This window comes from Rathayibacter sp. AY1B8, from assembly GCF_002932775.1.
Classification (GTDB): Bacteria; Actinomycetota; Actinomycetes; order Actinomycetales; family Microbacteriaceae; genus Rathayibacter.
Genome location: NZ_PSWJ01000005.1, coordinates 141191 through 150869 on the forward strand (window position 1 = coordinate 141191; position 9679 = coordinate 150869).

A 9679-nucleotide genomic window follows, 5' to 3' on the forward strand; every position below is an offset into this window, starting at 1 on the left:
CCCGACCGGGTCAGCAGGAGACGAGGCGGTCGAAGCGGGACGCGACGCCCGAGCTGTCGCTGAACTTGCGGTTGATGACGCTCATCTTGTTGCAGCCGCTGTCCGGGCCGTTCCTCCAGATGACCTTGACGTTGCTCGCCTGGTCGCAGTGCCACCACACCGTGACCTGCGCGCGACCCAGGGAGTCGCGCTGCGAGCGGACCTCGTAGCAGTTGCCCGGGCCGCCGTTCTGGTAGACGAGCTGCCCGGCGGAGGCGGGGGTCGCGACGGCGACGGCCCCTCCGAGGGCGAGGGCGATCGCGGCGAGCGTTGCCGTGAGACGACGGTGCATGGTGTTCTCCTTCGAACGGGCGATCGGAGGCGAAGGCGGCCGCCCCTCTGCCAGCACCCTAGACCCGGCCCGGCCGAGCCCGGTCGTGAGCTTTCGTGCCGGAGATCACCCCGCCTGGAGGGTGGGGGGAGAGCGAGTACTCCTCACTAGCGTCGAGGCGCGTGCAGCTGCGCGCCCCTTCGACGCAGAGGACTCGCCATGCCTTCACGACTCCTCGACCGGCCGCGACTCGCCCTCGCCCTCGCGGCCCTGTGCCTCGGAGTGCTGGCGGCGACACCCCCGCAGGCGGTCGCCGCCCTCGCACCGGCGTCCACGACTCCGACCGCCTCGTCCGCCGGCCAGGCCGTCACGGCGGCACCCGCCGACGCCCCGGGCTGGACCACGCTCCTGCGCGACGACTTCACCGGGCCGGCGGGCGCGCCGGTCGGGAGCCAGTGGGAGCACGAGGTCGGCACCTGGGGCACCGGGGCGGTCGACCGGACGACCGCGTCGACGGCGAACGTCTTCCTCACGGGCGGCGGCGCTCTGGGCATCCGCGCCCTCCGCGACTCCGCCGGAGCATGGACCTCCGGGCGGATCGTCACCGCCGACAAGTCGTTCTCGGCGCCGGCGGGCGGCCGACTGCTGATGACCGCCTCGATCCAGCTGCCGGACGTCGCGCAGGCCACCGGCTACTGGCCCGCCTTCTGGGCTCTCGGGCGGGACGCGAACGCCGTCATCGACTGGCCCGCGACCGGCGAGTTCGACATGCTCGAGGCCGTCAACGGCACCGCCCAGGTGATCCAGACGCTGCACTGCGGAGTACCGGACGGCGGCCCCTGCGACGAGCCCGCCGGCCGGACGAGCGGGATGCTGGACTGCGCGTCCTGCGTGACCGGGTTCCACCGCTACTCCGCCCTGCTCGACCGGACCGTGCCCGGCGACGAGCGCGTGGAGTTCCTCGTCGACGGCGTCACCCGGCACGTGGTGCGGGAGTCGGAGGTGGGGACGGCCGCGTGGCAGGCCGCGGTCCCGAACGACGTGCTGCTGATCCTGAACCTCGCCATCGGGGGCGGGCTGCCGAACGGGGTGTGCGGGTGCGACAGCGCGGCCGCTCCGAAGAGCTCCGGCGGGACGATGCTCGTCGACCACGTCGCGGTCTACCGGTCCGACGCGGCGCCGGCTCCGGTCGTCGTCGGGACCGCCGCGGTGGGCGCGACCCTGTCCTCCTCCGCCGGCCGGACGGGACCGCTCGTGCACCGCTGGGCGGCGGGAGGCGTCGACATCGCGGGAGTGACGGGTCCGGATCTCGTGGTCCCCTCCTCCGCGGTCGGCAAGCGGGTGACCGTGACGGTGAGCGCCGCCGACGGCTCCGGCCCGACGACCTCGCAGCCGACCGCACCGGTCGCCGCCGGCACCCTCGGCGCCGCGACGCCGACCGTCACGGGCACGGCCCGGGTCGGAGCGGTGCTCACGGCAGCCCCGGGTCCGTGGACGCCGACTCCCGTCAACCTCACCTACCGGTGGAAGGCGGACGGCGCGGCCATCGCGGGAGCGACGTCGCCGCGGTTCACGCTCACGAAGGCTCAGGCGGGGAAGCGGATCACGCTGACCGTCACCGGGACGAAGACCGGCTACTCGACCGCGAGCCGGACCTCCGCGGCGACGGCGGTCGTGGGACGGTGACGGGCGCGGGCTGTCCCCCGCCCGCCACCGTGTCTCAGACCTCGCGCTTGCGGCGAGGAGCGATGCGCAGGACGGCGGTCCCCGCAGCGATGAGGGCGAAGGCCGCGAGTGCCAGCCAGACCGAGTCGAACCCGGTCATGGCGAGCGTTCCGGCACCGACTCCGGCTCCGGCGGCTGTTCCGATGTGGTTGTACATGTCTCTCTCTCTGTTTCACCAGTCGCGCCGACGGCGTGTCAGCGCATCCAGGTAGGCCTTGGTGTGGACGACCTGCAGGAACAGGTCGACGACGAGCTCGTACATCGACGCGGCGGCGAGCATGTACCGCCAGCCGCGGTCGCGGACCGTCACGATCCGCTCGACGACGAAGATCGCGGTGACGGCCAGCCAGAACGGCTGGAGGCTCAGCTCGCCCCAGCCGACGGCGTAGACGATCGTGGCCAGGTAGACGTAGGTGATGATGCAGCCGAGCATCGTGAGCAGCTGGCGCCCCCAGTAGGGAGCCGTGACCCGCGTGAAGCCGTACTGCACGCAGTTCTCGACCGCTCCGCGCTTCCAGCGCAGGCGCTGACGCCAGAGGTCTCCCCAGGTCGGCATGACCTCGGTGACGAGGGTGCAGCCGGCGGGGCTCAGCACGTCGTAGCCGAGGTGGCGGATCGCGAACGTGAGCTCGTTGTCCTCGGTGAGGACGGTGGTGTCGTAGATGCCGCCGATGCCGTCTCCGGAGGGGAGGGAGCCGGCCAGGCGGGCCGCGCTGATGCGGCGCATCACGGCGACCTGGAGCACGGCCGCGGTGCCCGTGACGACGAGGCACTTCCCGTTCAGCCGGCGCACGTCGCGGGCGTAGCGCGCGTACTCGTTGCGCTGGAGGTGGCCGACGAAGCCGCCGCCCTCGCCGCCGCGGAACACTCCTCCGACCGCGCCGATGCCGCCGTGCAGCCTGCCGCGGGCGATCTCGAGGAACCCGGGGTCGAGCGCGGAGTCGGCGTCCTGCACGAGCACCAGGTCGTCGTCCTGCAGCCCCGGGAGGACCTCGGCGAGGAACTGGTTGAGGCCGCCCGCCTTCTTGTGGCTGTTCCCGACGGTGACGAACACCTCGGCGCCGTGCGCGAGAGCGATCTCGACCGTGGCGTCGGTGCAGTTGTCGGCGATGACGACGATCCGGTCCGGCGGCCAGGTCTGCCGGCGCAGGCCCTCGATCGCCGCGGCGATCCCGGCCTCCTCGTTGTGGGCGGGGAGGGCGGCGACCAGGTCGCCGATGCGCGACGAGGCGCGGCGGCCGCTGCGGGGGCGCGTGCCGGCGATCGGGGTGGATGCCGGAGGGAGTCGGTCGGCGTCGACGGAGGGGAGCGCGGTGCGCTCGAGGACCGCGGCGGGGGCCGGCGGACGCTCGAGCAGCGCGGTCGGGGCGGCCGGGCGCTCCAGGAGCGCGGTCGCGGCGGACGAACGCTCGACCACGGCGGTCGGCGCGGCCGGACGCTCATTCATCGCGGCCCGACGCTCCAGCACCGCGGTCGCGGCGGCCGGTCGCTCGACCACTGCGGGCGGGGCGGCCGGACGCTCCAGCACCGCGGTCGGGGCGGCGGGGACCGTCACCGCTCCGGCAGGCGTCGCGGACGCGAGGCGGCGCGGAGCGGAGACCCGCTCGCGCCCGGAGCGGGCGGCACGGCGTCCCGAGAGCGGGCGCGAGGCCGTCTCGTCGTGCGCCTCCCAGGTCGCCCGGCGACGGGGAGCCGCCGGCTCGTCCGCGCCGTGGCCGGGCTGTGTGCTCATGACTGTTCCTCTCCGCGGCCGGGGGCCGATGTGCGCTGATGAGCGCCCGCGCGGAACGGAGGTCGTCGCCGGGGTGGGCGCGACCCGAGTGAGGAACGGCGTCCGACGGGGGGATCGGAGCAGGGCCTGACAGAGGACAGCATCGGGGGGTGCTGCGATCAACCTAGGGGCACGGAGATGATGGAAGCAAGTGAATTTTGTCACCCTAAAGGGGCCATGCAAGGTCCTTGCGGCTCCGTCGTCTTCGTCGTAAAAGGTCAGTCGGCTCGCCGAGCCTCCTCCACACCCGGCGCACCCCTCTCCGCTCGGCCCCGCGGCGGGCCGTTCGGGGGTCGGCGGCGCTCTTGTGCGTCGAGCCGCCGGGGTCCACCATCGAGCGACGGCCCCCGCCCGGGGCGGCCGCACCCGACGGGTCAGGGGCGCCATGCGGTCGCGAGGTCTGCTCTTCTGCCTGATCCCGCCGATCCTCTGGGGCGGCATGCTCCCGGTCGCGGACAGCATCGCGGCGACGGTCGACTCCTTCTTCATGACCCTCATCCGCTACACCGCCGCCGCGGTCGTCCTGGCCGCGCTGCTCGCCCGGGCAGAGGGGCTCAGCGCCTTCCGGCTCGACGGCCGCGGGTGGCGGCTGGCGCTGCTCGGCGCCTCCGGATTCGCCGGCTTCGGCCTGCTCGCCTTCACGGCTCTGCGGTTCACCTCGGCCCCGAACGTCAGCCTGATGATGGGGATGATGCCGGCGATCGGCGCGGTGCTCGCGAGCATCGGCGCGCGTCGCCTGCCGCCTGCCGCCACCGTCGGCTGCATCCTGCTCGCGCTCGCCGGAGTCGCGCTCGTCGTCACCCGCGGCGACGTCGCCCTCCTCCTCGACGGCGAGCTGGGGTTCGGCGAGCTGCTCGCCCTGCTCGGAGCGATCTGCTGGGTCGTCTACACGCGCGGAGCCGCGGCGTTCCCCGGCTGGTCGGCGCTGCGGTACTCGACGCTCACCACCGCGCTCGGCTGCCCCTCGATCGCCGTCGCGGTCGCCGTGGCGACGGCCACCGGCTCCGCGCACCCGCCGACCGGGGCCGAGGTGCTCGCGGCCTGGCCGCAGCTGGCGTACCTGATCCTCCTGGCCGGCGTCGTCGCCGTGCTGCTGTGGAACGCCGGCATCAAGCTGCTCGGCGCCCTCAACGGCACGCTCTTCCAGAACCTCGTCCCGGTCACGACCTTCGCGATCAGCATGGCGGGCGGCTACCGGCCGGGGCCCGTCGCCCTGCTCGGCGCGGCCATCGTCGTGACGGCGCTGCTGCTCAACAACTGGGCGACGCGGCGCGCGGCCGCGGTCGCCGCGCGTCCCGCGGCGGTGCCGGCCCCGGTGCGCTGAGCGCACCGCGGGAGCCTCCCGCTCGGGGCGGTCACTGGTCGGAGTTGCCGGCCCAGCGGACGGAGCCCTGCGCCTCCTCCTTGCTGATCGGGGACACGGTGCCGCAGTGCGAGCACTCGAGCAGGTAGCGGGTCGAGACGGTCAGGACGGGGACGAAGAAGAGCGAGAGGCGCGTCCGGCGGCGGAGGATCCGCTGCTCGTCGCGCTGCCCGCAGACGCGGCAGACGAAGACGAGCATCCGGAGGAGGTCCTCGACGGCTCGGGTCCCGAAGATGAGGAGCATGCGTCCGAGCGTAGGGAGCAGGGCGCGCTCGGCGGAGGGGGTTTCCGGGGCGCCGTCGCCGCGTAGCGCCGGGCGCAGACGACCACGGCGAGCGCCGTCTCGAGCAGGTCGCCTCCGTAGAACAGCAGGAGCGCCGCCTGGCGTCCGGTCTCGTCCGGAGCCTCCGCGTAGAGCACGGTCGCGAGCAGCCCGTGCGCGGCGATGCCCGCTCCGAGCACCCCCAGGCGCAGGCCGAACGGGGCGCGGTGCGGGTTCGGATCGACTCCGGCGAGCGCCGCCGTCAGCAGGCAGCCGCTGAGGAGGAAGTGCACGCTGAGCGCGAGGTGCAGCAGCGGATCGGCGTGCGCGGTGGTGAGCAGTCCGGTCGCGTGCACGAGCCAGAGGGAGCCCGTCGAGAGCAGGAGCGCCGTCACGGGGTGGGCGAGGAGACGGGCCGGGCGGCTCCGGAGCAGCCGCGAGAGCCGCCGGGCAGCCGTGACGTCGAGCGCGCGCAGGGCCAGGGTGACGGGGGCCGAGAGCACCAGGAGGAGCGGCGCGAGCATCCCGACGACCAGGTGCGTCAGCATCGCCCCGCGCGGATCCGCGTGCGACCACTCCGCGAGCGGACCAGCGAAGCAGAGCGCCGCGGTCGCGAGCCCGCCGAGGAGCAGGGCGGTGCGGTGGAGCGGCCACGGCCGTCCGCGCCGCCGCTCGAGTGCCGCGGCGCCCCCTCCGAGCGCCGCCGCCGCGGCCAGCGGGACCAGGAGCAGCAGGCCCGGGTCGAGCAGGGTGTGGTCGGCGTGCGGGGTCACGCCGTCGCGCGCCGTCGCCGAGGCAGGAGGAGCAGGCCCGCCGCCAGCAGCACCGCTCCGGAGGCGATCCAGACGGAGTCGTAGAGCAGCAGGTCGACGTCGTAGCGCACCTGGTGCACCCGGAGCAGCTTGTGGTCGACGACTCCGTCCCACAGCTGGAACAGCCCCGCCCCCGTGAGCCCCGCGGCCCACGCCGTGCGCGGACGCAGAGCGGATCGGCGCCGGGCGTCGGCGAGCAGGAAGCCGCCGCCGACGAGCGCGAGGATCTCGGCCGCGTGCAGCAGCCCGTCCGAGAGCAGGCCGATCGCCGGAGTGGAGCGGTCGTAGAAGTGGTGCCAGGCGAGGACCTGGTGGAAGACGATCTCGTCGACGGCCGCCATGAGGCCGACTCCGATCAGGAAGGCGCCCTGGAACGCCCTGTCGCCGCGGAGTCCCCGGCCGCTCCGCCGCATCCGGTCCCCTCCCGATCGAGTGCCGGGGCCCCGGGATCCCGAGACCCCCGCGCCTCCTCCCGAGGCCCCGCCACCAGGGAAGCGGACGCCCGGATCGCGGCCTAGAGGGTTGACTCCTCGCGCCCGCGCCGGTCGTGCTGCCCCTCCGCTACGGGCTGGGCCGACGAGGCGCAACCCCGCGCGAGGGGCGCTCCCGTTCGGGAGAGTGGAGGCATGCAGCAGCTGACCTACGCCTCCAAGAGCTTCGTGACGACCGACGCCGTGACCGAGGCCCTCCTCGACCTGGTGACCGCGATCGACCGCCAGGAGCACTCCGAAGCAGTCACGGTCCCGGCGTTCACCGAGGACGGCGAGCTCATCGAGGCGAAGATGACGCTCGACGCGAGCAGCGAGCTCGTCGCCGTCCCCGTCGAGGTCTCCATCAAGGACGAGGAGTCGACCACCGGCGCCGTCGAGGCCGCCGTCGAGGACATCCGCTCCCGCATCAAGAGCAACCGCGCCACGATCGCGCGCCCCGTGATCGACGAGGACCCGGAGCCCTACAACTACGAGGAGTTCTGAGCCGCGCCTGCGGGCCTCCACGCATCCGCACCTCCGCACTGAGGTGCCCGGATCTGCTCGTGACACACCGGAGCGGCCGGCCGATCCGGGCACCTCAGCGCCGGTCCACGAGCTGCGCCTCTTGACCGGCGGCGCAGCAGGGAGTCGGATGAGGGCGTGCGCGCGCTGGTCCCCGTCTCCGATCCGTGGTCCGTCGACGGGAGCGGGCGGACGGACGACGGGCCCGTCGACGACCTCTCGGTCCGCGCCGAGCGGGACGGCGGCTCGTACTCGGTCCGCACGCTGCGGCTGACCGGTGTCCGCCTCGGGCCGCGCGGCTCGGTGCACGGAGTGGTCACCGACCCGGTCGCGACGGCCGCGCTCGCGATCGGCTCGCTCCTCCTCTCGGTGATCCCCGCCGGCCTGCCCGGGGACCGGACGCGAGCGGCGATGGTGGCGGCGGAGGCGCGGGCCCAGGAGCTGGCCGCCGACCGGCCCGCGTGGGACGTGAGCGCCCTCCCCCTCGAAGGGATCGACTACGCGCTCTTCACCCGGACCCTGCCCGAGGGCGCCGTCGCGCACGCCGACCTCGGCTGGGCCGTCGTCGCGCTGTGGAGCACAGGCCTGCTCCCCCGGGGTCCCTTCCACCTGCTCGACATCCCCGACGAGCCCGTCCAGCGCTGAGTCGCCCGGATCGGCTCGCGACACACCGCAGCGGGGAGCCGATCCGGGCGACTCAGCGAACGGGTCAGCGCACTCAGCGCGGGGTCACGCGCCCGCGACCGTGGAGCCGCGCACCAGCAGCTCGGTCGGCAGCAGCGTCACGCGCTGCACCTCCTCGCCGGCCAGGAGTCGCACCAGCACGTCCGCCATCGCCTCGCCGAGGCCCGTGGAGGGCTGGCGCACCGTGGTGAGGCGCGGCTCGCTCGCCTCGGCGAAGTAGTCGCCGTCGAATCCCGCGAGCGCGATGTCGCCCGGCACCGTGAGGCCGCGCTCGCGCAGCGCCGTCAGGGCGCCCGACGCCATCTGGTCGTTGGAGGCGAAGACCGCGTCGATCGGCCGGCCGGAGTCGAGCAGGCGGCGCATCGCGGTCGCGCCGTCCTCGGGCGAGTAGTCGCCGTACTCGACGAGCGAGTCGTCGAGGCCCGCGGCGGTGACGGCCGAGCGCCAGCCGGACAGGCGGTCGATCGCGGCGGGCATGTCCTGGCGGCTCGCGATCATCGCGGGGGCCGTGCGGCCGAGGCCCAGGAGGTGCTCGGTGACCGTGCGCGCCGCTCCGGTGTTGTCGACGTCGACGAAGTAGCTGCCGCCCTCCTCCGTCAGCGGCCGCCCGCCGAAGACCACGGGGAGGGAGGCGCCGAGCTGCGCGTAGGAGTGGTCGCCGCTGTGGTGCGAGACGACGAGCGCGCCGTCGACGTTGCCGCCGAGCAGGTAGCGCCGCGTCTTCTCGGGAGCCGCCTCCGACGCGATCACGATGGTGAGCGTGTACTCGGTGCCGGCGAAGGCCATCGCGGCGCCCTGCACCACTGAGGCGAGGAACGGATCCGCGAACACCTTCGCCGCCGACTCCGGCACCACGAGCGCGACGGTCTGCGTGCGGCGGCTGGCGAGGGAGCGCGCGGCGCGGTTGGGCACGTAGCCGAGCTGCTCGATCGCGGCGAGCACGGCCGTCCGGGCGCCGTCCTTCACGCGCGGGGAGTCGTTGACGACCCGGCTGACCGTCGCGCGGGAGACTCCGGCCAGCGCGGCGACGGCTTCGAGGGTCGGGGCGGCCGAGGCGGTGTCGTGGGTCATGCGGGCCTTCCTCGCGGGTGCCTCCGAGGCTAGCCGAGCGCCGGAGGAGCGGGCTCGTGCGGGGCGTCCGCGGCGTGAAGTGGCGCGGATCGCGGCCATTCGGGGGTGATGCGGGGCGGCGGACCGGGCCGGCGGAGTGAGTCCGCGGCCTGCGAGGGCGCGGATAGCGGCCGTTCGGGGTGGCGCCGGGCGGTCGGGGCGCCGCCTCGGCGATCACCGGCGCGACCGGCGCACGGCGATCGGTCGCGCACTGGCGGAGGCAGGCAGCCTCGCGCCCGTCAGCGCCCGCGGCGGAAGCGCGCGAGGAGGCTCCGGAGCCGCTCGGCCTGCCGGTCGGTGAAGTCGTTCGACAGCCGGAACGCCTCGTTCGTCGGGTCCGCCCCGTTCGCGACATCGCGGATGGCGCGCAGCGCCTGCTCCGACGGCGTCGGCCCGTCCCCCGGACGCGGCTCCGACGGCCCGCTCGAGGGGTCCTCGTCGCGCCGGTCCTTCGGCTCCATGTCGCCTCCTCTGCGCCAGCCTAGGCGGCGGGAGGTCGGGCCAGGAGGCCCGAACGGGGCGTGATCGGCGGGATCCTGCGCGGCAGTGGTCGGGATGCTCCGAGCACGACGACCGGTCGGGTCGCGAACCCGCCGGCCGCTCAGTCCACGGCCCGATCCCTCCCCGCAGCCCCCGACCCCCGGACCCGG

12 protein-coding genes are annotated in these 9679 nt (G+C 74.6%); 4 read left to right on the plus strand and 8 right to left on the minus strand.

What is annotated here, in order from left to right:
• Positions 1 to 10: 10 nt before the first annotated feature.
• Positions 11 to 331 carry a hypothetical protein gene (locus C5C63_RS05775; protein WP_104255207.1) on the minus strand — a complete coding sequence of 107 codons (321 nt, stop codon included), beginning with the start codon at positions 329 to 331 and terminating at the stop codon, positions 11 to 13.
• Positions 332 to 529: 198 nt separating this feature from the next.
• Between C5C63_RS05775 and C5C63_RS05780 the strand changes: the two genes are divergently transcribed.
• On the plus strand, positions 530 to 1996 hold the full coding sequence (locus C5C63_RS05780; protein WP_104232935.1) for a family 16 glycosylhydrolase: 1467 nt from the start codon (positions 530 to 532) through the stop codon (positions 1994 to 1996).
• A 34-nt stretch (positions 1997 to 2030) separates the two neighbouring features.
• Here the strand turns inward: C5C63_RS05780 and C5C63_RS16975 are convergent, their stop codons facing one another.
• Both C5C63_RS16975 and C5C63_RS05785 read right to left on the minus strand, forming a co-directional pair.
• Positions 2031 to 2192 (minus strand): hypothetical protein, encoded by a 162-nt coding sequence (locus tag C5C63_RS16975; RefSeq protein ID WP_167305255.1) that lies wholly within the window; start codon positions 2190 to 2192, stop codon positions 2031 to 2033.
• 15 nt (positions 2193 to 2207) lie between these two features.
• Positions 2208 to 3767, minus strand: a complete 1560-nt coding sequence (locus C5C63_RS05785; protein WP_258065397.1) for a glycosyltransferase — start codon at positions 3765 to 3767, stop codon at positions 2208 to 2210.
• 424 nt (positions 3768 to 4191) lie between these two features.
• Here C5C63_RS05785 and C5C63_RS05790 point away from each other — a divergent pair, with 424 nt between their 5' ends.
• The gene (locus tag C5C63_RS05790) at positions 4192 to 5130 is read left to right on the plus strand and encodes a DMT family transporter (protein ID WP_104325663.1); all 939 of its coding nucleotides are present in this window, start codon (positions 4192 to 4194) and stop codon (positions 5128 to 5130) included.
• A gap of 31 nt (positions 5131 to 5161) precedes the next feature.
• Here C5C63_RS05790 and C5C63_RS17550 read toward each other — a convergent pair whose 3' ends face one another.
• Genes C5C63_RS17550 through C5C63_RS05805 form a run of 3 tightly spaced genes read right to left on the minus strand, consistent with a single transcriptional unit; the run spans position 5162 to position 6656 of the window.
• Positions 5162 to 5368: a zinc-ribbon domain-containing protein gene (locus tag C5C63_RS17550; protein ID WP_104325664.1), complete on the minus strand. Its 207-nt coding sequence runs from the start codon at positions 5366 to 5368 to the stop codon at positions 5162 to 5164.
• A complete protein-coding gene (locus tag C5C63_RS05800; protein ID WP_104325665.1) occupies positions 5272 to 6204 on the minus strand; it encodes a cytochrome c oxidase assembly protein in 933 nt (310 codons plus the stop codon). Before C5C63_RS05800 ends, C5C63_RS17550 begins: the two co-directional genes overlap by 97 nt.
• Positions 6201 to 6656, minus strand: coding sequence for a DUF2243 domain-containing protein (locus tag C5C63_RS05805; RefSeq protein WP_104325666.1), 456 nt, complete (start codon positions 6654 to 6656; stop codon positions 6201 to 6203). The genes C5C63_RS05800 and C5C63_RS05805 overlap by 4 nt, the downstream gene beginning before the upstream one ends.
• A gap of 213 nt (positions 6657 to 6869) precedes the next feature.
• Between C5C63_RS05805 and C5C63_RS05810 the strand changes: the two genes are divergently transcribed.
• Both C5C63_RS05810 and C5C63_RS05815 read left to right on the plus strand, forming a co-directional pair.
• Positions 6870 to 7217 (plus strand): hypothetical protein, encoded by a 348-nt coding sequence (locus C5C63_RS05810; protein WP_104223965.1) that lies wholly within the window; start codon positions 6870 to 6872, stop codon positions 7215 to 7217.
• A gap of 156 nt (positions 7218 to 7373) precedes the next feature.
• Positions 7374 to 7880 (plus strand): hypothetical protein, encoded by a 507-nt coding sequence (locus C5C63_RS05815; protein ID WP_104295112.1) that lies wholly within the window; start codon positions 7374 to 7376, stop codon positions 7878 to 7880.
• Positions 7881 to 7964: 84 nt separating this feature from the next.
• Here the strand turns inward: C5C63_RS05815 and C5C63_RS05820 are convergent, their stop codons facing one another.
• On the minus strand, positions 7965 to 8990 hold the full coding sequence (locus C5C63_RS05820; RefSeq protein WP_104250504.1) for a LacI family DNA-binding transcriptional regulator: 1026 nt from the start codon (positions 8988 to 8990) through the stop codon (positions 7965 to 7967).
• A gap of 278 nt (positions 8991 to 9268) precedes the next feature.
• Positions 9269 to 9490: a hypothetical protein gene (locus C5C63_RS05825; RefSeq protein WP_104232942.1), complete on the minus strand. Its 222-nt coding sequence runs from the start codon at positions 9488 to 9490 to the stop codon at positions 9269 to 9271.
• Positions 9491 to 9679: the final 189 nt, after the last annotated feature.

What these genes read in the sequence shown, in the direction of transcription:
- C5C63_RS05775 (WP_104255207.1), bottom strand. Translation starts at nt 331, where the DNA reads ATGCACCGTCGTCTCACGGCAACGCTCGCCGCGATCGCCCTCGCCCTC.
- C5C63_RS05780 (WP_104232935.1), top strand. Translation starts at nt 530, where the DNA reads ATGCCTTCACGACTCCTCGACCGGCCGCGACTCGCCCTCGCCCTCGCG.
- C5C63_RS16975 (WP_167305255.1), bottom strand. Translation starts at nt 2,192, where the DNA reads ATGTACAACCACATCGGAACAGCCGCCGGAGCCGGAGTCGGTGCCGGA.
- C5C63_RS05785 (WP_258065397.1), bottom strand. Translation starts at nt 3,767, where the DNA reads ATGAGCACACAGCCCGGCCACGGCGCGGACGAGCCGGCGGCTCCCCGT.
- C5C63_RS05790 (WP_104325663.1), top strand. Translation starts at nt 4,192, where the DNA reads ATGCGGTCGCGAGGTCTGCTCTTCTGCCTGATCCCGCCGATCCTCTGG.
- C5C63_RS17550 (WP_104325664.1), bottom strand. Translation starts at nt 5,368, where the DNA reads ATGCTCGTCTTCGTCTGCCGCGTCTGCGGGCAGCGCGACGAGCAGCGG.
- C5C63_RS05805 (WP_104325666.1), bottom strand. Translation starts at nt 6,656, where the DNA reads ATGCGGCGGAGCGGCCGGGGACTCCGCGGCGACAGGGCGTTCCAGGGC.
- C5C63_RS05810 (WP_104223965.1), top strand. Translation starts at nt 6,870, where the DNA reads ATGCAGCAGCTGACCTACGCCTCCAAGAGCTTCGTGACGACCGACGCC.
- C5C63_RS05820 (WP_104250504.1), bottom strand. Translation starts at nt 8,990, where the DNA reads ATGACCCACGACACCGCCTCGGCCGCCCCGACCCTCGAAGCCGTCGCC.
- C5C63_RS05825 (WP_104232942.1), bottom strand. Translation starts at nt 9,490, where the DNA reads ATGGAGCCGAAGGACCGGCGCGACGAGGACCCCTCGAGCGGGCCGTCG.